The sequence below is a fragment of the Cereibacter sp. Soil_C_27 genome, assembly GCF_057657095.1.
Genome location: NZ_JBDGJD010000010.1, coordinates 1 through 20,381, shown reverse-complemented (window position 1 = coordinate 20,381; position 20,381 = coordinate 1). Strand labels below are relative to the sequence as shown.

17 protein-coding genes and 2 pseudogenes are annotated in these 20,381 nt (G+C 65.4%); 5 read left to right on the top strand and 14 right to left on the bottom strand.

What is annotated here, in order from left to right:
* Nucleotides 1–83 precede the first annotated feature (83 nt).
* Nucleotides 84–857 carry a DeoR/GlpR family DNA-binding transcription regulator gene (locus AC3A5Z_RS22515; protein WP_487521512.1) on the bottom strand — a complete coding sequence of 258 codons (774 nt, stop codon included), beginning with the start codon at nt 855–857 and terminating at the stop codon, nt 84–86.
* A 117-nt stretch (nt 858–974) separates the two neighbouring features.
* Between AC3A5Z_RS22515 and AC3A5Z_RS22510 the strand changes: the two genes are divergently transcribed.
* The 3 genes from AC3A5Z_RS22510 to AC3A5Z_RS22500 are packed head-to-tail and all read left to right on the top strand — an operon-like array spanning nt 975 to nt 3,897.
* Entirely contained in the window at nt 975–1,760 is a 786-nt protein-coding gene (locus AC3A5Z_RS22510; RefSeq protein ID WP_487521511.1) for a BtpA/SgcQ family protein, read from the top strand.
* 17 nt (nt 1,761–1,777) lie between these two features.
* Entirely contained in the window at nt 1,778–2,950 is a 1,173-nt protein-coding gene (locus tag AC3A5Z_RS22505; protein WP_487521510.1) for an SIS domain-containing protein, read from the top strand.
* Complete coding sequence (locus AC3A5Z_RS22500) at nt 2,947–3,897, top strand: carbohydrate kinase family protein (protein WP_487521509.1); 951 nt, start codon at nt 2,947–2,949, stop codon at nt 3,895–3,897. The genes AC3A5Z_RS22505 and AC3A5Z_RS22500 overlap by 4 nt, the downstream gene beginning before the upstream one ends.
* Here the strand turns inward: AC3A5Z_RS22500 and AC3A5Z_RS22495 are convergent.
* The 9 genes and pseudogenes from AC3A5Z_RS22495 to kdpF form a co-directional block, all read right to left on the bottom strand.
* Nucleotides 3,870–4,604, bottom strand: a complete 735-nt coding sequence (locus AC3A5Z_RS22495; RefSeq protein WP_487521508.1) for an aspartate/glutamate racemase family protein — start codon at nt 4,602–4,604, stop codon at nt 3,870–3,872. The genes AC3A5Z_RS22500 and AC3A5Z_RS22495 overlap by 28 nt on opposite strands.
* 532 nt (nt 4,605–5,136) lie before the next feature.
* A pseudogene (locus AC3A5Z_RS22490) lies at nt 5,137–5,292 on the bottom strand (IS3 family transposase); the annotation flags it as partial.
* A 94-nt stretch (nt 5,293–5,386) separates the two neighbouring features.
* Nucleotides 5,387–6,049, bottom strand: a complete 663-nt coding sequence (locus AC3A5Z_RS22485) for an outer membrane protein (protein WP_487521507.1) — start codon at nt 6,047–6,049, stop codon at nt 5,387–5,389.
* Nucleotides 6,050–6,692: 643 nt separating this feature from the next.
* Entirely contained in the window at nt 6,693–7,379 is a 687-nt protein-coding gene (locus AC3A5Z_RS22480; RefSeq protein WP_487521506.1) for a response regulator, read from the bottom strand.
* Nucleotides 7,376–10,051: an ATP-binding protein gene (locus AC3A5Z_RS22475; protein ID WP_487521505.1), complete on the bottom strand. Its 2,676-nt coding sequence runs from the start codon at nt 10,049–10,051 to the stop codon at nt 7,376–7,378. Before AC3A5Z_RS22475 ends, AC3A5Z_RS22480 begins: the two co-directional genes overlap by 4 nt.
* Nucleotides 10,048–10,653: a potassium-transporting ATPase subunit KdpC gene (gene kdpC, locus AC3A5Z_RS22470; protein ID WP_487521504.1), complete on the bottom strand. Its 606-nt coding sequence runs from the start codon at nt 10,651–10,653 to the stop codon at nt 10,048–10,050. The genes AC3A5Z_RS22475 and kdpC overlap by 4 nt, the downstream gene beginning before the upstream one ends.
* Nucleotides 10,654–10,664: 11 nt before the next feature.
* Complete coding sequence (gene kdpB / locus AC3A5Z_RS22465) at nt 10,665–12,701, bottom strand: potassium-transporting ATPase subunit KdpB (protein WP_487521503.1); 2,037 nt, start codon at nt 12,699–12,701, stop codon at nt 10,665–10,667.
* A gap of 11 nt (nt 12,702–12,712) precedes the next feature.
* A complete protein-coding gene (gene kdpA, locus AC3A5Z_RS22460) occupies nt 12,713–14,386 on the bottom strand; it encodes a potassium-transporting ATPase subunit KdpA (RefSeq protein ID WP_487521502.1) in 1,674 nt (557 codons plus the stop codon).
* Nucleotides 14,387–14,399: 13 nt separating this feature from the next.
* Nucleotides 14,400–14,486, bottom strand: a complete 87-nt coding sequence (gene kdpF, locus AC3A5Z_RS22455) for a K(+)-transporting ATPase subunit F (protein ID WP_487521572.1) — start codon at nt 14,484–14,486, stop codon at nt 14,400–14,402.
* A 702-nt stretch (nt 14,487–15,188) separates the two neighbouring features.
* Between kdpF and AC3A5Z_RS22450 the strand changes: the two genes are divergently transcribed.
* Together AC3A5Z_RS22450 and AC3A5Z_RS22445 are read left to right on the top strand one after the other, a co-directional pair.
* Nucleotides 15,189–16,115, top strand: a complete 927-nt coding sequence (locus tag AC3A5Z_RS22450; RefSeq protein ID WP_487521501.1) for an ABC transporter ATP-binding protein — start codon at nt 15,189–15,191, stop codon at nt 16,113–16,115.
* Nucleotides 16,112–16,873 carry an ABC transporter permease gene (locus AC3A5Z_RS22445; protein WP_487521500.1) on the top strand — a complete coding sequence of 254 codons (762 nt, stop codon included), beginning with the start codon at nt 16,112–16,114 and terminating at the stop codon, nt 16,871–16,873. Before AC3A5Z_RS22450 ends, AC3A5Z_RS22445 begins: the two co-directional genes overlap by 4 nt.
* A 187-nt stretch (nt 16,874–17,060) precedes the next feature.
* Here AC3A5Z_RS22445 and AC3A5Z_RS22440 read toward each other — a convergent pair whose 3' ends face one another.
* The 4 genes and pseudogenes from AC3A5Z_RS22440 to AC3A5Z_RS22425 all read right to left on the bottom strand — a co-directional run bounded on the left by AC3A5Z_RS22440 (nt 17,061) and on the right by AC3A5Z_RS22425 (nt 20,337).
* Nucleotides 17,061–17,903, bottom strand: a complete 843-nt coding sequence (locus AC3A5Z_RS22440) for a helix-turn-helix transcriptional regulator (protein ID WP_487521499.1) — start codon at nt 17,901–17,903, stop codon at nt 17,061–17,063.
* A 195-nt stretch (nt 17,904–18,098) separates the two neighbouring features.
* A pseudogene (locus AC3A5Z_RS22435) lies at nt 18,099–18,242 on the bottom strand (IS3 family transposase); the annotation flags it as partial.
* A gap of 305 nt (nt 18,243–18,547) precedes the next feature.
* Entirely contained in the window at nt 18,548–19,321 is a 774-nt protein-coding gene (locus tag AC3A5Z_RS22430) for a heme ABC transporter ATP-binding protein (RefSeq protein WP_487521498.1), read from the bottom strand.
* Nucleotides 19,318–20,337, bottom strand: coding sequence for a FecCD family ABC transporter permease (locus tag AC3A5Z_RS22425; protein WP_487521571.1), 1,020 nt, complete (start codon nt 20,335–20,337; stop codon nt 19,318–19,320). The genes AC3A5Z_RS22430 and AC3A5Z_RS22425 overlap by 4 nt, the downstream gene beginning before the upstream one ends.
* Nucleotides 20,338–20,381 lie beyond the last annotated feature (44 nt).

Sequence of the window (20,381 nt, the reverse complement as noted above, 5' to 3'; positions counted from 1 at the left end):
GGTCGAGCTTTCCATGGGAAAAAACAAGAAAAATTTGCGATTATTTTTCTTTCTATATCTTACGAAGCAAACTTAGCCAAAAATCACGCCACCAGCACTTCCAGCCCCGCCGCCCGCAGGTCGCGCAGCACTTCGGTTGAGGTGTTGGAATCGGTGATCAGCGTGTCCACCTGATCAAGCATGGCAATCCGGGCCGTCGCGATATGGCCCAGCTTGGTGTGGTCAGCCAGAAAGACTACCCGACCAGCGGCGCGGATCATCGCCTTCTTGATCTCGGCTTCTTCCCAGTTCCCATTGGTGAACCCCTTCACCGGATCGACGCCGGCGCAGCTCATGAAAGCAATATCTGCGTTGATTTCTTTGAGGATAAGATCGCCGAAAGGCGAAATTAGCGAGTTCAGTCGCGGTCGCAGCGTGCCGCCCGTAACAATGACAGTCGCGCCTGAATGGTCGACAAGCTCGATCGCCACGGCGAGGGAATTGGTCACTATCGCGATATCGGTGAGGTCGTGCGGAAAGGCATTGGCCAATGCCGCCACGGTCGATCCCGTGTCCATGATCACCGTTTCACCATCACGGATCATCTCGGCGGCCAAGGCGGCAATGGCGCTTTTTTCCGCGCTGCGCAGCGAAGCGTTGATATCGACCGGACGCTCGTAGCGGCTGGGGCGCACGGCAATGGCGCCGCCCCGGATCCGCCGCAAGACCTGACTTTTCTCTAAAAAAAGCAGGTCGGCGCGAATGGTGACGGTGGAGACGCCCAACCTGTCCGACAGCTCCATCACATCGACCCGCCCATGGGCGCCGAGCTGCGCCATGATCTGTTGGTGTCTTTCGGTAGCTTTCAAAGCTGGCATCTGCTAAAAATCCTATGACTTTGATTCTTGTCTTGCTTGCCGCAGCATAAACGGTTTCTTCCTGCGGCACAGGCTGCTGGTCAACCGGGCTGCGGGGGGCTCTCCCGGAGAAACCTGATGCCCGTCCCTCCCGTCATCGCTGCCCTGCAACTTCCGCCGTTCAAGGGTGGCGCGACACGCTCCTTCGGTTGGTATGAGGACTTCCTGCTCTCCAATGCCCGGATCTTCGTTGAAGCCGGAATCACCGCGATCAAGGTCCAGGATGAAACCCGCGAGGAAGGCCCTGCGGCGATGCAGACCGTGGCGCGGATGGCTGCGCTCGGTCGCAGTTTCCGCAAGGAATTCCCTCAGGTCGGTCTTGGGATCATAGTGCAGGCGCATGACGCGGTCGGGCCGCTGGCCATTGCCGATGCCTGCGACGCTGATTTCGTGCGGCTGAAAGTATTCGTCGGTGCCGCGGTGAACGCCGAGGGGCTGCGCAACGCACTGAACATCCCGGCAACCCAGTATCGTGCCGCCATTGGACGGCCCGACATCCAGCTTTATGCCGATGTGCATGACCGCACCTGCGTGCCGCTGGCGGGCATGGCGCCGGAGACAGCGGCGGTCTGGGCCCAGTCGCTCGGCGCGGATGCGGTGATCCTGACGGGGTCGGGCTTCGACGACACGCTGTCCCGCATCGCCGCCGCGCGCAAGGCCGGCGTGGTGCGGCCGATCCTGATCGGCGGCGGTGTCACCACCGACAATGTCGGCGCTGCACTGGCTGCGGCGGACGGGGTCATCGTCAGCACCGCCCTGCTGCGCGATGGTGCCACGCCGGATGATTTTGCGTTGTGGGACCGGGAAAAGGTTCTGCGGCTGATGGAGGCGGCAGGCCGCGTTCCCGCCCGGACTGCCGTCTGAGTTACAAAGGAAAGCTGATGTCCTACGCCAATCTTACCCCGCTTCTGGCGGATGCCTCGCCTCTCAATGACGCACAGAAGGCGCTCATTGCCGATCTCTTCGCGCGTGAACAGTCGCTGATGGCAGCGCTGCCGACCGACGATCCCCTCGATCCCAAGCGCCGCCGCCGGGTCGATTTCACCCTGCCCGAAATTCTCGAGCAGCCCGAGGTTATCCGCACGACGCTGTCCCGCGAACGTGACGCCATCGCGGCAGCGGCGCGCAGCATCGCCCGATCCGGTCTACGCCGGATCTGCATGACCGGATGTGGCGATTCGCTTGCGGTCATGACCGGTGTGCGCAGCCTGCTCGAAGAGATGACGGGCCTGCCCTGCGAGCCAATCCAGGCGCTGGATCTGGCATATTATCAGCATCGCGTGCTCGGCCCGGATGTTCTGGTCGTCACCCTCAGTTCCAGCGGGACGACGACCCGCACGGTCGAGGCGCTGATGATGGCCAAGGCCCGCGGCGCACAGACGCTGGCGCTCAGCAACACGCCCGGCTCAGCGCTGATGGAGCAGTCGGATCACCGGCTGACGATCCATGCCGAACGCAAGGGCTGGCCGACGCAGGCCAGCACCGCGGCGCTGGCGCTGCTGTGCCAGTTGGCGCTCGACATCGGTGCAGCGCGGGGGCTGGACGTGGCGGACTTGCAGGCGGCCCTCGACGCGGTGCCGGACCAGATCGCAGAGGTGATTGCAACGCATCAGGTCCGGATCGCCGAAATTGCCGAGGCCGAGCGGGATCGGAGCGTCTATCTCTTTGCCGGTGGCGGGCCTTCCTTTGCCGCAGCCCTGTTCGGCGCGGCCAAGGTAAAGGAATGCACCCCCGACCATGCGCTTGCCATCCCGCAGGAGGAATTCCACCACTACAACTCGCAAAAGCTGGGCGACCCGCTGATGCTGGTCGCGCCGGCCGGCCCTTCCGTGCCGCGCGCCCATGACACGGCGCAGGAGGGACGGCGCTGGGGTGGGCAGATCTATGCGCTGGTCACCGAGAACGAGACGCGTTTCGACGGTGTGGCACATGCGGTTATTCGGCTCCCCGCGGTGCCCGAGGCGCTGTCGGCCTTGGTCTACACTATCCCGGTGCAGCTCTACGCATATCACCTTGCGATGGCCAAGTTCCGTGCCGCGGAAGCGCAGGCATGACGCCGCCGCGCCTCATCTGTCTTGGCAATTTCACCATCGACGATGTGGTCCTACCCGATCTCAGCGAACGTCCGGGCTGCACCGGCGGCGACGCGCTCTATGCCACGCTGGCCGCCCGGCCCTGGCAGCCCGCGACCGAGCTTGTGGCCCCGATCGGTGCAGATTTTCCGGCGTCTATCGCAACGGCGATGGCAGGGCAGGGGTTGAGCGACGCAGGCTTCGCGCGCCGCGACCTGCCGACGCTGCACAACAGGGTCGAATATTTCGTGGACGGCAGCCGCAAGTGGACCCTTTTCGCCGAGGACAGCGCCTTTGACTCGCTCTCACCGTCGCCGTCCGATATCCCGGCGGAGTTCAGGCCGGCCGAGGCCTTCCTGATCCTCGCCATGACACTCGCCGCCCAGCAACGTCTGGTGGCCGACCTGACGGCCGCTCGGGGGGCCTTGGTTGCGCTCGATCCCCAAGAGGATTACATCGCGGGCAACGAGGCCGCGATCCTGCGGATGATCGGAGCAGTCGATATTTTCCTGCCAAGCGCCGAAGAGGTGCTGCGGCTGCTCGGCACCCGCGACTGGCTGGCCGCGGCACGGCAATTCGCCAGCCTCGGGCCGCGGCTCGTGGTCATCAAGCTGGGTGCCGAGGGCTGTCTGGTGCACGAGCGTGACACGGGCCGCACCACACATGTGCCGGCCTATGCCGTGGAGACTGTCGTGGATACCACGGGGGCGGGCGACAGCTTTTGCGGGGGCTTCATGGCGGCTTATCTGCAAGAGCCCGATCCCGTCCGCGCCGCCCGTGCCGGGGCCGTCGCCGCATCCGTCACCGTTCAGGGCTATGGTGTCGATCCGCTCTTCGCCGCAGACCCAGCCGAGATCCGCCGCAGGTTCGAGAGCTGGACCCCGGAGTGCCCGGAAATCGTTCACCCCTCGGGCAGCAACCCGGCGTAGACCCCGGTCAGTCCCTTCACCGGCGGCGGCGCGAAACTCGACCGCTTGCTCGTGCGCAGGCCGAGCGTCACCAGCCCCTCGGCCAGCTTCAGCCCGGCCATCACCCCGTCGATCACCGGCACGCCAAGTGCCCGGCTCAGTGGATCCACCAGCCCGCTGAGCCCTGCGCAGCCCAGCACGATGGCTTCCGCATAGTCTTTCTCGAGCGCCCGCTGACCTTCGGCAAGGAATGCGGCAAGAACCGCCTGCTCCGCGTTGAGCAGGTCGAGCACCGGAAGGTCGATGGCGCGGAGCACGCACCGATCCGTCATTCCAGTTTCGCGCAACACCCGTTCGCTGTGTATGCGGGTGCGGGGCGGCAGGGTGATGACACTGAACCGCGCCGCGACCAGTGCGGCGGTGTAGAACGCCGCTTCCGTCATGCCGACGACCGGCGCCGCGGTGATCTCGCGCGCGGCCGCCACTCCGGTATCGCCGAAGCAGGCGATGACATAGCCATCCACCCCCTCGCGCTCTCCGGCCACCACCTGCTCGATCACCCCCAGCGCACCGATGGCTTCCTCGACGTGGCTTTCAACGCTCGGCGTGCCCTGGGTCGGGCTGCGGGCATCTACGACCGTCCCGGGCGCGGCGCGGCGCGCGGCGGTGGCTGCAAGCTCTTCGGTGAAGGCGAGGGTCGTGTTGGGATTCAGGATGCGGATAAGCACGGAAGGTCCTTTGCGAGTTTCGTCGATCCATCACCTGATCGGCCGGAAGGTCAAGGGCAGCTAGACCTCTGAGGTGAAAGCCGTCATTTTGAGGAGCGGTCTGGAGCTAAGGTCGTCGGCGCCGGGTCACGGTGACAAAGGGCGGAGCCAGGTCCTGATGCTCAAGGTGCAGACATTCGGAGTCGATTGCGCGATGGTGCATCGTGACGGCTTGGGGCAGACCTAGTCGGCGCCGAGCCGTCGCCCGAGCCGGACGGCAAAGGTCCGGAGGTGTAGATCGTGGGCGGCCGCATGAAGCCGCCGCCAACGCGCTCTTATTTGGTCAGAGTGTCAACCGGCCCTTTAATTGCCGTTCCTCGTCAAGCCTGTTTCTATGTCCGTGCCGGTCCGAAAACCAAAGCTGCCTAAAGCCACCTTTTGTAGCGATTTGCGTGCTTCGGAAGGAACCGCTGAGATTAAAGGGATCTTGAGCACAGCGCGGGACACCATTGTGTCCCTTGTGGCTGCGAGCCCCCCTCGCTCGTCCCGCGCAGCGCTTCAGGATGTCACGCTCCGCCCGGAGCCGGGCGACCTCCTTCTTCAGAGCTGCAGTCTCGACCAGATCGGCCGGCATCTGACCGTTGCCGGGAAAAGCTTCGGCAGGGGCTGCTTCCCGCATCCAACGGCGCAACACGCTCTCCGCCACATCGTGTCCACAAACCCGGCAGCAGCTCAGAAGAGGGCAACCGTCGCTCGTTTGCCCATGAAACAACGTAGCAATAGACTGATTCAGATGGAAAAGCTCAGAAGGTGTAGCGCAGGCCGGCGAGCAGGTCGAAGGTCTCGAGCTTGCCGTCGAAGTTATCCCCGCCGGGGCCGTCGAACCTGCCCGACTCAGTCTGGAACCAGCGTCCTTCGGCAAAGAGGGTGATCTTGGGGTTCAGTTCGTAGCCAACGCCGCCGATCAGCTGGTAGGCAAGCAACGTATCGGCGTCGTAATTCTGGCCCGGGACGCTGGTCTCCACGTTGACCCCGCCGATGCCGCCGCCGACATAGGGCCGGATCGCCCCGATCGCGCCCATGCCGTCGAACATGTATATCGCGTTGAACATGAGCGCGTTGGCAGAGGTGTCGCCGTTCGCCCTGCTGCTTTCGTCATCCTCATCACGGTCCGTGATGGCGGCATCGGCGCTGCGGTAGGCGTATTCGATCTCCATCGATATATTCGGTGTGAAGGCCGCGCCGACCGCGACGCCCAGAGTATACCCGGTCTCGTAGTCGAAGCTGGGGCGGGCGATCTGCTCGCCGTCCTCCTTGAGGGTAGTGTCGAAGTTCGACGGCCAGGTCGCGCCTCCAAAACCTTTGACGTAGATATCTCCCTGCGAAAGCGTCTGAGCGGACGCCATCCCCGCGCCCCCCGCCAGTGCCGCGATTGCCACGGCCGCCGCCCACCTTGCCTGTTTCATGACGAACTATCCCCAATCCACGTCTTAGCTTGAAAGGCCATCCACCAGTGACGTTGTATAAATCGACTTTCCTCAAGTAGAACACCCACCGTTTCACGGTGCACCCACTTCGCGCACCGGTCAAGTTTCAAGGGACCGGTGTGCCATAGTCGTAGAACCTGGAGCCAGAACCAAACGAGTTTTTCGGTCATGTCTCAGATTCCGACGTTCGTGGCGATGAGCTGACGGCCCGACACAGCTGACGCGGCAGTATAGGGCCAGCTCGACTTTCCGCACCAAGCCGGCCGGATGAACCTTGCATCTTGCACCCGCGAAAACCTCTGCGACGAGCTCGGCATGTTTGGGCTCGGCTCGGCCTGTTTCCACGCTGCATTCGTGGCACTCGGCGTCCGGCTGCGCCCATTCTCCGCGCGGCGAGTTCCGGCCCATAGCGGCCCTTCGTGCTCGTCGCAGCGAAGGGACGGAGGCAGCCCAGCTTTTCACGGGCCTTCCAATGCGGCAATGGATGTTTTGCATAGGATCTCTGGGTAGATTTCCTGCTGAGGGGACAAGATTTTAGCTTCATCAGAGTCCGCCTTACCTCATGCGCCCGACCAGCGAGTATTCGCAATCAGCCCGCAGCGATCGTTGTTCATTAGGCACTTCACTCCTCGGCCAACCGATACCCCACCCCGGGTTCGGTGAAGATGAAGCGGGGGCTGGTCGCGGCGTCGCCCAGTTTCTGGCGCAGCTGGCGGATATAGACGCGCAGATACTGGCTGTCTTCGGCATGAGCGGGACCCCAGAGTGCTTTGAGGATCATCTCTTGAGTCACCAGCCGACCGCGATGGCTGGCCAGCATCCACAGCAGGTCGAACTCGCGCCGGGTGAGGTGCAGGGGGCGGCTGTCGAGGCTCGCGGAGTGGTCCGCGGCGTCGATATGCAGGGGACCGATATCCAGCACGGACGGCGCCGCCTCGGCCCCCCGGTCGCGCAAAAGGCCGCGGACGCGGGCGAGGAATTCCTTCATGCTGAAGGGTTTGACCACATAGTCCTGCGCCCCGGCATCCAGTGCCGCGACCTTGCCGGCCTCATCGGCGCGGACCGAGAGGATCAGCACGGGAACCGCGCTCCACCCCCGGATCTCGCGCAGCACGTCCAGCCCGTCGGCATCGGGCAGGCCGAGGTCCAGCACCACCAACGCCGGGGACTCGAGCGCGGTGGCGGCGATGCCGTCGCGCGCCGTGCTGGCCTCAGAGACCAGATAGCCCTGCGCCTCCAGCGCCACGCGCAGGAAACGGCGGATCGGGGCCTCGTCGTCAATGATCAGGATGCGGGCAGATCCCGTCATGCAGAGGCCTCGAGGTTGTGGAGGGGCAGCGCCAGCACAATACGGGTGCCGCTACCATCGGGCCAGCCGGTTTCGACTCGGATGGTGCCGCCCATGGCTTCGACGAGCCCCCTGCAGATCGACAGGCCAAGCCCCGTGCCCGCCCGCTGACGGTCACCCCCGGCGACGCGGTAGAACATGTCGAACACCCGCGCCTGATCCTCGGCGGGTATGCCCGGCCCCTGGTCGAGGATTGAGAGTTCGACCCGCGCCCCGCGCAGGGCGGCCGTCACCGCGATCTCGGTGCCGCCGGGCGCATATTTGGCGGCATTGTCGAGGATGTTGACGATCACCTGCTCCAGCAGCACCCCGTCGGCGAGGATCAGCGGCAGGCTGCTCGGCAGGTCGATCTGCAGGTTGTGGGAACGCAGAACGCCCTGCATCCTCTGCCGGGCGGAGCCGAGGATCTCGCCCAGATCGACGGGAGTCAGCCGCGGTTTCAGCGCGCCGTGCCCCAGCCGGGTCATGTCCAGCAGGTTCTGCACATAGCGATCCAGCCGCTCGCCTTCTTCGCGGATGTTCTCGGCCAGATCGCGGCGCGCGGCGGGCGGCAGGTCTGTCTCGGCAAGGCTGCCCGCTGCGCCAATGATGGTGACCAGCGGCGTGCGCAGGTCATGGCTGACGGAGTTCAGCAGCGCGGTGCGCAGCCGCTCCGTCTCGGCCGCAAGCTGGGTCGCGGCAAGGTCTTCGGTCAGCCGCAGCCGCTCCAGCGCCAGTGCGATCTGGTCGACCAGCGCATCCAGCAGCCGGCGGTCGGTGCGTGGTAGCTGGCGGTCATCGGCGGGCGCGATGCCAAGCACGCCCAGTTTGCGCTCGCCCGCCACCAGCGGCAGGAAGAACCAGCGCGCGGTCGGCAGGGTGGTCGAGCCATGACCCGCAGCCTCGCCCCGCTCCCACGCAAACTGCGCGGCGGACTGGTCGCGCAGGTCCAGCCGGTCCTCGGGCGGGAAGCCGCCCACCACGGCAAGCTCGGCGCCTTGGGGCATCAGCAGCACCGCCTCGCAGCGCAGCGTGGTGGCGACATGGCTGACCGAGGCCCAGATCACATCATCGGCGGTGGCGGCTGAGGCGACGCGGCGGCTGAAGTCGTAAAGCTTGTTGGTGCGCTCGGCGATGGCGGTCTGTGCCTCGATCCGTGCGCGCAGCCGGGCGGCAAGGTTGCCGGTGATCAGCGAGGCGACCATGAACAGTCCAAGCGTCAGCAGCTCGCCCTGGCGCGAGACATGGAAGGTGAAGCGGGGGTGGGTGAAGAGGAAGTTGTAGGCAAGGAATCCCAGAACCGCCGCTGCCATCGCCGGGCCAAGTCCGCGGCGGCTGGCGACCACCACCACGGCGGTCATGTAGATGACCGACAGGCTGGCGACGGGAAACATCCGCTCCGCCCCCCAGGCGAAGGCCGAGGCGAGGACGACCGACAGCAGCACCTCGCCCCAGGCCTTGGGCTCAGCGCCAAGCACTGGCAGGCGGACCGGATTGCGCGGGGATTTCTCGTCCGGGGCCGAGGCGACGGTCACTTCGAACGGGCCGGAGCGGTGCAGCAGGCCGCGCGCAACATCCTCGGAGGTCAGCTGTGCCCAGAATGGCCGGGCGCGGGGGCGGCCGATGACGATCCGGCGCACATTGCGGTCGCGCGCGAAGCTAAGGATCGCATCGGCCAAGTCATGCTCTGCCTCCAGCGTCGCCAGTTCCGCCCCCAGCCGTTCGGCGAGCCGCAAGGTGCCGGCCAGCCGGTCCTTGTCGGCCTCGGGCAGCGCCTCCATCCGGGTGGAGGCGACGTTCAGCGCGATCCATTCGGCGCGGGCGCGGTCGGCGCTGCGCTTGGCAACCCGGATCGCCTCACGCGCGGCGGGGCTTTCGTTGATGCAGACAAGGATGCGTTCCTGCGTGGGCCAGGGGCCGGCAATCGCATTGGCAGCCATGTGCTCGCGCAGCTGCGCGTCCACCAGGTCGGCGGCGGCGCGCATCGCCAGCTCGCGCAAGGCGGTGAGGTTGCCCTTGACGAAGAATGAGCTCAGTGCCCGCGAGGCCTGGTCGGCGGGATAGACCTTTCCCTGCTTCAGCCGCTCCAGCAGCTCATCGGGCGGCAGGTCGACCAGCTCGATCTCGTCGGCCATTTCCAGCACGCCGTCGGGCACGGTTTCGCGCACCCGCACGTCAGTGATCCGGGCCACGGTCTCGTTCAGCGTCTCGATATGCTGGATGTTCAGCGTGGTGTAGACGTCGATTCCGGTGGCCAGCACCTCCTCGACATCCTGCCAGCGCTTCTCGTGGCGGCTGCCTTCGGCATTGGTATGGGCCAGCTCGTCGATCAGGGCGAGCTGGGGGCGCCGCGCCAGCAGCCCGTCGATATCCATTTCTGTCAGCGCGCGGCCCCGGTGGATCATGGCCTTGCGAGGCAGCTGTGGCAGGCCCGCAAGCTTGGCCTGAGTTTCGGCCCGGCCGTGGGTCTCGATCAGCGCGGCCAGCACATCCACGCCCTCGCCGCGCTTGCGGTGGGCATCGTCCAGCATCGCCCAGGTCTTACCCACGCCGGGGGCGGCGCCCATGAAGATCTTCAGCCGACCCCGCCCCTCGCGCGCAGCCTGGCTCAGCAGCGCGTCGGGCGAGGGGCGGATGTCGGCGCCAAGGCTCATTCGGTCGCGTTTCCGTTCGTGTCACGGTTTTCGGCAGCGGGCGGCATCGGGAAGGCGGCGTCAAGGGCGATGTTGGTGGCCAGCACGTTCACCCGGGCCTCGCCGTAGAGGCCAAGGAGCGGGCGCTCGGCCGCGCCGGCGATCAGCGCGCGCACCGCGGCGGGATCGGCCCCGCGGGCCGCAGCGATCCCGGCGGCCTGCGCCAGTGCATTTCCGGGGCTGACATGCGGATCGAGGCCGGAGCCGGAAGCGGTGACCGCGTCGATGGGCGCCGCCGTGCCAGTCGCCGCCTCATAGGCCGCGCGCCGTCCGGCCACCTGCGCCGCCAGTTCGGCAGAGGTGGGGCCGAGGTTGGAGGCGCCGGTGCCGGCCGCATTGAAGCCGCTCGCCGAGGGGCGCGGGTGCAGGTAGCCCACCCCCGCGAAAGGCTGGGTGATGAGGGCAGAGCCGATGACGGCGCCGCCCTGTTCGATCAGCGAGCCATTGGCCATGCTCGGAACCAGCGCTTGGGCAATGCCGGTCATGGCCAGCGGATAGGCAAGGCCGGTCAGCAGCGTGAACAGAAGCATCAGGGCGATAGCGGGACGAAGATGGGTCAGCATGTGAATTCCTCTCAGGCAAGGTTCAGCGCGACAAGCGCCATATCGATGACCTTGATACCGATGAAGGGCACCACCAGCCCCCCGAGGCCATAGACCAGCAGGTTGCGCCGCAGCAGCGCCGCGGCCGAGGCCGGGCGATAGGCGACCCCGCGCAGCGCCAGCGGCACCAGCGCCACCAGGATCAGCGCGTTGAAGATCACCGCGGCCAGGATGGCCGAGGTCGGCGAGGCCAGCCCCATGACGTTCAGCACCCCCAGCCCCGGATAGGCGGTGACGAAGATGGCGGGGAGGATGGCGAAGTATTTCGCGACGTCATTGGCGATGCTGAAGGTGGTCAGCGCGCCGCGGCTGATCAGCAGCTGTTTGCCCACCATCACCACCTCGATTAGCTTGGTCGGGTCGCTGTCGAGGTCGATCAGGTTCGCCGCCTCTTTCGCCGCAGGAGTGCCGGCGTTCATCGCCACCCCCACATCGGCCTGCGCCAGCGCCGGCGCGTCGTTGGATCCGTCGCCGCACATGGCGACCAGTCGCCCGCCCGCCTGTTCCTGGCGGATCAGGTCGAGCTTCATCTCGGGCGTGGCTTCAGCGAGGAAATCATCCACCCCCGCCTCGGCCGCGATGGCGGCAGCGGTCAGAGGGTTGTCGCCGGTGATCATCACCGTGCGGATCCCCATGGCGCGCAACTCGGCAAAGCGCTCGCGCACGCCGGGCTTGACGATGTCCTTTAGATGCACCGCGCCCAGGATCTGGTCGCCCTCGGCCACCAGCAGCGGGGTGCCACCGGAGCGAGCAATGGCATCCACCTGCGCCGACAGCGGGGCGGGCGGGGTCTTGCCGGTCAGGCGGATCACCGCGTCGATGGCGCCCTTGCGGAACTGTCGCCCGTCCGGAAGGTCCAGCCCCGAAAGCCGCGTCTGTGCGGTGAAGGCCACAGGCTCCGCCCCGACGGGCATGGCGGGAATGGACCCCAGCATCTCGCGCGCTTTCTCGACGATGGATTTGCCTTCGGGCGTTTCATCCGCCAGCGAGGCCATTGCGGCGGCCTCGGCCAGCCAGCGTGCATCTACACCGGGCGCCGGGACCAGCGCATCAGCCATGCGGTTGCCGAAGGTGATGGTGCCGGTCTTGTCCAGCAGCAGCGTATCCACATCCCCTGCCGCCTCGACCGCGCGGCCGGACTTGGCGATGACATTGGCCTTCACCAGCCGGTCCATGCCAGCGATGCCGATGGCGGACAGCAGGCCGCCGATGGTGGTGGGGATCAGCGTCACGAACAGCGCCCCCAGCACGATGACCGGAATGGCGGTGCCCGAATAGCTGGCAAAGGCCGGCAGCGTGACGACCACGAACAGGAAGATCAGCGTCAGCCCTACCAGCAGGATGTTCAGCGCGATCTCGTTCGGGGTCTTCTGCCGTTCGGCGCCCTCGACCAGGGCGATCATGCGGTCGAGGAAGCTCTTGCCCGGCTCGGCCGTCACCTTGATGACCAGCCAGTCCGACATGACGGTCGTGCCGCCGGTGACGGAGGAGCGGTCGCCCCCCGCCTCGCGGATCACCGGGGCGGATTCGCCGGTGATGGCGCTTTCGTTGACGCTCGCCACGCCGCGCACCGCCTCGCCATCGGTCGGGATGATCTCTCCGGCGGCGACATGGACGAACTGGCCGGTCTTCAGCGCGGTCGAGAGAGTATCCGTGCCTGTCGCCGGGTCGTCATGCGGTGCGGACATCACCCGCACGCGGGTCTCCGACTTGGTGGCGCGCAGCGTGTCCGCCCGCGCCTTGCCGCGGCCTTCGGCCAGCGCCTCGGCGAAGTTGGCGAAGAGGACGCACAGCCATAGCCATGCAGAGATGTGCAGCGCGGTGCCCGCCCCCGCCGCCCCGATACCGAGGTCGCGCAGGCCAAGAATAGTCGTCATCGCGGCGACCACTCCCGTGACGAACATCACCGGGTTGCGCCACAGGGTCCGCGGGTCGAGCTTGACAAAGCTCGCGCGGGCCGCCGCCGCATAAAGGCCAGAAGTCCCGGCGGCTGTTTCAGGTTTCGACATTGGAATGCCCCTCAGAAGGCCTGCCCGGCCACCCGCGCGGTTTCTTCCGCGATGGGGCCAAGGGCGAGGACGGGAAAGAAGGTCAGCGCGCCAAGGATCAGCACGGTGAGGATCAGCAGCGTCACGAACAGCGGCCCGTGGGTGGGGAAGGTGCCGCTGGTGACGGGCGCCTGCGTCTTGCGGATCATCGACCCGGCGATGGCCAGCATTGGGATGATGATCGCATAGCGCCCCAGCAACATGATGATCCCGAGCGCCGTGGTGTGCCATGTCAGCCCCGCGCCGAAGCCGCCGAAGGCCGAGCCGTTGTTGCCGGTCGCACTGGAATAGGCATAGAGGATCTCGCTCATCCCGTGCGGGCCGGCGTCCTGCACCGCCGCCAGAGCCTGGGGCACGGTGGCGGCAACCGCGCCGCCGACCAGAATGCCAAGCGGCATCGACAGGAAGGCTAGCATCGCAAGCGTCACCTCGCGCGCCTCGATCTTGCGGCCAAGGTATTCGGGCGTGCGCCCGACCATCAGCCCCGCCAGGAACACCGCCAGCACGACGTAGAGCAGCATCCCGTAAAGCCCGGCGCCAACGCCGCCAAAGATCACCTCGCCAATCTGCATGTTCAGCAGCATCACCAGCCCGGAGAGCGGCATGAAACTGTCATGCATCGCGTTGACTGAGCCGTTCGAGGCGGCGGTGGTCGAGGCCGCCCAGAGTGCGGACAGCATGGCGCCGAAGCGCTGTTCCTTGCCCTCCATATTGGCGCCCATGCCCAAGGCCGGGTTACCCGCGACTTCATAGGCATGGATGACGCCCAGACCCACGACAAACATCACTGCCATTGCTGCGAATATCGCGAGGCCCTGCCGACGGTCGCCCGCCATGCGGCCGAACAGGAAGCAGAAGGCGATGGGGATCAGCAGGAGCGACAGGCTCTGCGCGAGGTTCGAGCCAATGGTCGGGTTCTCGAATGGGTGGGCCGAGTTCACGCCGAAGAAGCCGCCGCCATTGGTGCCAAGCTGCTTGATGGCGATCTGCGCCGCCACCGGGCCGCGGGCGATGACCTGCTCTTGCCCCTCGATCCCCGTGACCGTGACCGCACCCAGCAGGGTCTGCGGCACGCCCTGGGTGGCCAGAAACAGCCCGAGGGCCACCGAGAGCGGCAGCAAGATCCACAGGACCGAGCGCGTCAGGTCCACCCAGAAATTGCCAAGTCTGGTCCCCTTGGCCCAGACGAAGCCGCGGATCACCGCGACGGCAACCGCCATGCCGGTTCCGGCGCTGACGAAGTTTTGCACCGTCAGCCCGGTCATCTGCGACAGGTAGGACAGCTGCGCCTCGCCCGAATAGGCCTGCCAGTTGGTGTTGGTCACGAAGCTGACGGCGGTGTTGAAGGCAAGGTCGGGGGCCATGCCGTCGATCCCGTCCGGGTTCAGCGGCAGCGCGCCTTGCGTGCGCAGGATCGTGTAAAGCATCACGAAACCCGCAAGGTTGAAGGCCAGAACGGCAAAGGCATAGGTGCCCCATGTCATGCCCCGGTCGGGGGAGGCGCCGCAGAGGCGCAAGACCGCCCCCTCTAGCCGGAGCAGGCCAGAAGGCATGGCGCCGGAGTAGACGCGCGTCATCCAGACCGCCAGCATCCACGCCGCGCCCACCAAGACCGCGAAATAAAGCGCATAGGCAATCAATGTCATCGGGGGCGCCTCCTCAGAACCGTTCGGGACGCAGAAGCGCCAGCCCGAGATAGAAAAACAGGCCCGCCGCAACGGCGAGGCCAAGGATCACATCGAACATGTTCGCCCCCTACATCCGTTCCGCGGCACGGACCGCGACGGCAAAGGTGACTAAAGCGCCGATGCCAAGCGCCAGATAAACAATGTCAGCCATGTTCAGCTCCTTCAGCTTCTGAAGAGAACTGTCACCGACGGGGGCGTAAGGCGGATATGCGGAAGGTCGCCGAACGCGTAAAAGCCGCGTAAAGAGGTCAGCAAAGCGTCGGAAGCTGGGCCTCCGCCAATCCCTCAATTGACCAGCGTCTGGCGCCGCGTGTCGCCGACCATCTATTCATTCACTTGTTCACGTCCCGATGGCGAGAGTGCCTGACGCGTGCAACGAGGCCTTGGAAACGCGGAGTGGAAGACGCCCGCTGGCGCGCAACGAACAAGGCGTTTGATATTTGCCACATGATGGTGATCTTACCATCCTAATTGTGACGACAAAGGGCTGGCTCCTGTCACGCCGAGACTGCTGTGCTGCACCGCCGTCGGTCGGCTTTCCGCCCTTCCTGATCGGGCATGCCGTCATGCTGCGCAGAGCGCGTCCGGCAACTCAGGGCTGCAAGTGCCTCTGGCTGCGGCGATCTCGAAAGGCCGCCTGGGTGAGCGTCGCTCAGATGGTCGACCGACGGCTATGGGCCGCAAGACGTATGCGGTTCACGATCGCTGGCTTCAGGCGCTTCGGGGCGATACAAGAATCCATCGGAGGTCAGGGAAAGTCATGCCAACTATCGTATCCGTCCGGGATCTGACCAAGACCTACAAGTCAGGCTTTTCGGCGCTCAAGTCGGTCAATCTGGAGATCGAGGAAGGCGAGATCATCGCGCTGCTCGGCCCCAACGGCGCGGGCAAGACCACGCTCATTTCGACCATCTGTGGCATCGTGCGCCCCACTTCGGGCAACGTGACCGTCGGCGGGCATGATGTCGTGCGCGATTTCCGGGCCGCACGCGAGTTGATCGGCCTCGTCCCGCAGGAGATCACGCTCGAGCCGTTCGAGAAGGTAATCAACTCCGTCTCCTTCTCGCGCGGGCTGTTCGGCAAGGCGCCGGACCCGGCACAGCTCGAGAAGGTGCTGCGGCAACTGTCGTTGTGGGACAAGAAGGACAGCCCGATCCAGCCGCTGTCGGGCGGCATGAAGCGGCGCGTGCTGATCGCCAAGGCGCTGGCGCACCAGCCCCGCGTGCTGTTCCTCGATGAACCCTCTGCCGGCGTGGATGTCGAGCTGCGCAAGGACATGTGGTCGGTCGTGGCCGACCTGAAGGCGCAGGGCGTAACGATCATCCTGACCACCCATTACATCGAAGAGGCCGAGGCGATCGCAGACCGGGTGGGCGTGATCAACAAGGGCGAGATCCTGCTGGTCGAGGACAAGGTCGGGCTGATGACCCGGATGGGCCAGAAGCGGCTGCAGGTCGATCTGGCTGGGCCGCTGACGGCCGTGCCCGAGGCGCTGCACGGCTACGCCCTGGAGCTGGGACCGGGCGGCCGCAGCCTGACCTACACCTACGACACGAAGCGCGAGCGTACGGGGATTGTCACCTTGCTGGGCGATATGCGCGCAGCGGGTCTGCAGGTCACTGACCTCGCGACACGGCAAAGCAGCCTCGAAGACATCTTCGTCGGGTTGGTCAGGGGGCAGGCATGAACTTCCAGGCAATCCGGGTGATCTTCAACCGCGAAATGGCGCGATTCTATCGCACCATCATCGAATCGCTAGTCTCTCCGGTCATCTCGACCTCGCTGTATTTCGTGGTGTTCGGCGCCGCCATCGGCAGCCGGATCGAGACTGTGGATGGTGTGACCTATGGCGGTTTCATCGTGCCGGGGCTCATCATGCTGACGGTGATCACCCAGTCGGTGGCGAACGCGTCTTTCGCGATCCATTTCCCCAAGTTCATCGGTACGATCTACGAGCTCTTGTCCGCGCCCATCGGCACGGCAGAGATCGTCATCGGCTATGTCGGCGCGGCGTCGGTGAAATCCGTCTTGATTGGTCTGGTGATCCTAGCCACGGCGTTCCTGTTCGTCGACCTGCCGATCGCGCATCCGGTAGCGATGTTCGCGCTGCTGGTCCTGACCAGCTTCAGCTTCTCGCTGTTCGGCTTCATCATCGGCATCTGGGCGAAGGATTTCCAGCAGCTGCAACTGATCCCGCTGCTTGTTCTGACCCCGCTGATCTTCCTCGGCGGCAGCTTCTACAGCGTGAATATGCTGCCGGGGATCTGGCGCACCCTCGCGCTGTTCAACCCGGTGGTGTACCTGATGTCGGTCTTCCGCTGGTCGTTCTTCGACACAGCAGACGTGCCGGTGATGGTCAGCCTGCTAGCGATCCTGCTGTTCACCGCCGCCTGTCTCGCGGCGGTCTGGTCGATATTCCGGACGGGCTGGCGCATCCGGCAGTAGGGTTACGGGTCGGATCGCCTCGTCGCCAATGTGTGTTTACGGCCGGCGGCTAGATGTGAAGGTCCGCTTTGTCCGCATCAGCGATTTTGCTTGGTCTGGATCGCCGCGGCAAACATGAGTGGACCGTCTGAGGAAGCCGCAAGTGGCGGCGCAACCTCCCGGATGGCAGGTAAGGGCCGCCTTCGTCCTACTCGCTCGTCGCGAGCCGCGAAACTTTCCACTCCTCCTGCTGCCCTTTTCGTATATGAGCTGCAGCCAACTGGAAACCGCTTTGAGGCCAGCATCTCGGAGTATCGATCAGCAGCAGTTCGGCGACGCCAAAGCCGCCTTCGTCCAGATCTCGCAGACGCGCCTCGCGCAGCTCGCACCAGTGCCGCTCCAGACGGACGGGAAACTGCTCGAAGAAGGCGCCGGCCCCCCGTGCGGGGTCGAGAATGCTCCCGGCCATCTGAGGTGTGAAATGGTCAATCACCGCCTTCGCGAGGTCCGGTGGTGTCATGACCAGATCTCGTTCCGGCGCATTCGTCATAGGCACAAGGCCCCCAGCGGGCCGAGCCGTCGAACGCAATGCGCAGCGGAGCCCGAGTGCAGCCAGAGCCGCAAGTAAGGTCGAAAGGTTGCCAGACAGATTTCTCTCGAGTGCGATGATCGTGGGTCGCGAGCAGCCAACGCGGCCCGCCAGATCCGCTTGGCTCAATCCTTTCGCCCGGCGTCTGGCCGCGAGCGCCGGGCCTGCATCTTCGCCTTGTCGGACCCAGCCCCAGCCAAGCTTCAGGGTGTCCATCACCCGGATCATCGAACGGAGGTTGCCCGTGCCGCGCTCAAGATTGCGGATGGTCGGCACACTGACCCCAACTGCGTCGGCGAGATCCTCTTGGGAAATGCCCAGTGCCCGTCTCGTTTGGGCGACAAGCGGAAGAGATTGCACGTCAATATTACTTTGCTTTGCGGGGATCGGGATGCAAAGGAATATTGACATCATCTGCTGAGGGAAAGTGATCTTTTTGATAGAATCTCCTACAGGGCTCATCTGCGTTCACTCCGACATCCATAGTTGCTCCGCCCCGAGGCGCTGGAGGCTCTCGAAGGCGAAAATCGCATTCTGCACGCGGGCGACATAGGCGAGCCATTTGAAGCGCTTGCCGTATCGCCCCGGTGACTGATGTCGGCGGAAATTTCGACTGCGGCCTCTGGGCACAGGCCCTGCCTGAAGCGGTGAGCCTCTCCGCTTCGCCACGGCAGCCTGATCGGCGCGGCGGGATTGGCAGTGGAACGTCGAGCGGTCGAACCCGATGGCCCCACAAGCCGTCCGGATCGACACCGCCCAGTCGTTGCATATCCCGCGAACCACTTCGCGCAAACGATCAGGCTACAGAGCTTTCACTGCGTGGACCTTCGATTCGCCGGATCACATCCTGCAACACTCGCGATCAAGGGCAGGCGACCTGAGGTCTTATTCGGCGGGCCGGAGCCTGCTACCCTGAACTCGGCTGTCACAGAGGCCGATCGCAAGTCCGGGCCTTCCTCGTTAATCCCGAGCGGGCGGTTTTTGGAGGCCAGCCTTCGCCGCGAGCAGCTCTGCTTTTGTTGCCGCCACTGCTGGAGCGCTACCCGCGCCTCGGTCGAGGAACGCTGCGCGGCGATGGCTGAACAGAGCGTCCAGCTGGTTCAAAACTATCGCCGTCCGCCTGCTGCTTGCGGCAGTAGAAAGGGCAGGTCGCCCGGCGCGGTATTTACCCGCAGCGGCAGGCCATAGACCTTCGACAAGAGCGCGTCATCGAACACCTGCGCCGGGCGCCCTGACCCTGCCACCCGTCCGCGCGACAGCAGCACCACATGCTGCGCGAACATGGCGGTTAGATTAAGGTCATGCAGCACGGCTAGCACGCCACCACCCGAAGCGGCAAAGTCATGCGCAATTCGCATGACTTGCAGCTGGTGGCCGATGTCGAGGCTCGACACCGGCTCGTCGAGAAAAAGCCAGCGATGGCCCTCTGGCCCCGCGGGCGCGTCGACCTGGGCCAGCACACGGGCCAATTGCACCCGCTGTTGCTCGCCACCCGACAATTCCTGATATAGCCGCCCCTCGTAGCCCTCCAGATCGACGCGCCGTAAGGCATGACGCGCTGAAGAGATACCCTCGCGTCGGAGCAGGCCTAGCCGGACCACCTCCAGCACGGTGAAAGGGAAGGACAGGCTCGTGGCCTGCTGCAGCACGCCCCGCCGAAGGGCGAGGTTGGCGACCTGAATGGCAGCGATCTCCAGCCCGTCCAGCGTGGCACTGCCCGCATAAGCCAAATCGCCTGCCAGCGCCCGCAAGAGGGTGGTCTTGCCCGAGCCATTCGGTCCGACAATGGCGGTCAGCTGCCCAAGCTTGGCCGTCAGACGTATGTCGTGCAGCACCGGGTGGCGGCCCAGCGATACGCAGAGATTGTGCGTTTCGATCATCCGAGGTCAAGACCAAAGCCCTGCCGCAGCAGGATCCACAGGAAGACCGGGGCACCGATGACCGCGGTCAGGATGCCGATGGGCATTTCGGCTGGGGCTACGATCAGCCGCGCAATGACATCGGCTCCGACCAAAAGGGCAGCCCCGAGCAGCGCCGCGTTGGGTAGCAGATAGCGGTGGTCCGGCCCGGTCGCCAGCCGCAGCAGGTGCGGCACCACGATGCCGATGAAGCCGATCCCGCCAGCCATCGCCACCGAAGCTCCGGTGGCAGAAGCGACCCCTAATACGGCCAGCCGCTTCACCCGTTGCACCGGGATACCCAGATGCCGCGCTGCGGACTCTCCCAGAGCCAGCGCATTCAGGCCGCGCGCCATCAGCGGTGCCAGAAGCAGGATCGGCAGGATCATCGGCAGCGCCGCGCCAACCTTTTGCCAACTGGCCCCGGCCAGCGATCCCATCGACCAGAAGGTGAGGTCCCGCAGCTGCTGATCATCGGCGAGGTAGGTCAGCAGGCCCCGCGCCGCCTCTGCCAGAGCACCGAAGGCAAGCCCCCCCAAGAGCATGGTCGCGACCGAGGTCCGCCCCGCCCGCGTTGCAGTTCGGTAAAGCAGCACCGTCATCGCCCAGCCACCTGCGAACGCCGCGAGGGGCACAAGCCAGAGGGTCGGAAGAAACGCCGGCAGCAGCGGACCCAAGACAATTGCCAGCGCCGCGCCAAGACCTGCGCCGGAGCCGACGCCGACGATGCCCGGATCGGCCAACGGGTTTCGGAAAAGGCCCTGCATCAACACGCCGGAGACCGCCAGTGCCGCCCCGACGAGCAGCCCCATTGCCAGACGAGGCAGCCGGATCCCCCAGAGGATCAGCAGGTCCCGCGCCTCGATCTCTTGCCCTGTGGCAAGATCATGCAGCACATGCGGCAAGGACACGCCGGACGCGCCGCTCCCTACTGAGAGGAAAGACATCGCCATCACTAAAATTAGTGGCCTGCCCCTATGGAGTGGTCCGGGTTTAATCTTAGTGCATGACGGGTCTTGGCGCTACGGTTGGGGTGGCCGGC

Bases quoted from the DNA above. Each gene is read 5' to 3' on its own strand.
- AC3A5Z_RS22480 (WP_487521506.1), bottom strand. From the start codon at position 7,379: ATGACGGGATCTGCCCGCATCCTGATCATTGACGACGAGGCCCCGATC.
- kdpB (WP_487521503.1), bottom strand. From the start codon at position 12,701: ATGTCGAAACCTGAAACAGCCGCCGGGACTTCTGGCCTTTATGCGGCG.
- AC3A5Z_RS22440 (WP_487521499.1), bottom strand. From the start codon at position 17,903: ATGAGCCCTGTAGGAGATTCTATCAAAAAGATCACTTTCCCTCAGCAG.
- AC3A5Z_RS22500 (WP_487521509.1), top strand. From the start codon at position 2,947: ATGACGCCGCCGCGCCTCATCTGTCTTGGCAATTTCACCATCGACGAT.
- AC3A5Z_RS22510 (WP_487521511.1), top strand. From the start codon at position 975: ATGCCCGTCCCTCCCGTCATCGCTGCCCTGCAACTTCCGCCGTTCAAG.
- AC3A5Z_RS22450 (WP_487521501.1), top strand. From the start codon at position 15,189: ATGCCAACTATCGTATCCGTCCGGGATCTGACCAAGACCTACAAGTCA.
- kdpC (WP_487521504.1), bottom strand. From the start codon at position 10,653: ATGCTGACCCATCTTCGTCCCGCTATCGCCCTGATGCTTCTGTTCACG.
- AC3A5Z_RS22505 (WP_487521510.1), top strand. From the start codon at position 1,778: ATGTCCTACGCCAATCTTACCCCGCTTCTGGCGGATGCCTCGCCTCTC.
- AC3A5Z_RS22445 (WP_487521500.1), top strand. From the start codon at position 16,112: ATGAACTTCCAGGCAATCCGGGTGATCTTCAACCGCGAAATGGCGCGA.
- AC3A5Z_RS22485 (WP_487521507.1), bottom strand. From the start codon at position 6,049: ATGAAACAGGCAAGGTGGGCGGCGGCCGTGGCAATCGCGGCACTGGCG.
- AC3A5Z_RS22515 (WP_487521512.1), bottom strand. From the start codon at position 857: ATGCCAGCTTTGAAAGCTACCGAAAGACACCAACAGATCATGGCGCAG.
- AC3A5Z_RS22475 (WP_487521505.1), bottom strand. From the start codon at position 10,051: ATGAGCCTTGGCGCCGACATCCGCCCCTCGCCCGACGCGCTGCTGAGC.
- AC3A5Z_RS22430 (WP_487521498.1), bottom strand. From the start codon at position 19,321: ATGATCGAAACGCACAATCTCTGCGTATCGCTGGGCCGCCACCCGGTG.
- kdpF (WP_487521572.1), bottom strand. From the start codon at position 14,486: ATGTTCGATGTGATCCTTGGCCTCGCCGTTGCGGCGGGCCTGTTTTTC.
- kdpA (WP_487521502.1), bottom strand. From the start codon at position 14,386: ATGACATTGATTGCCTATGCGCTTTATTTCGCGGTCTTGGTGGGCGCG.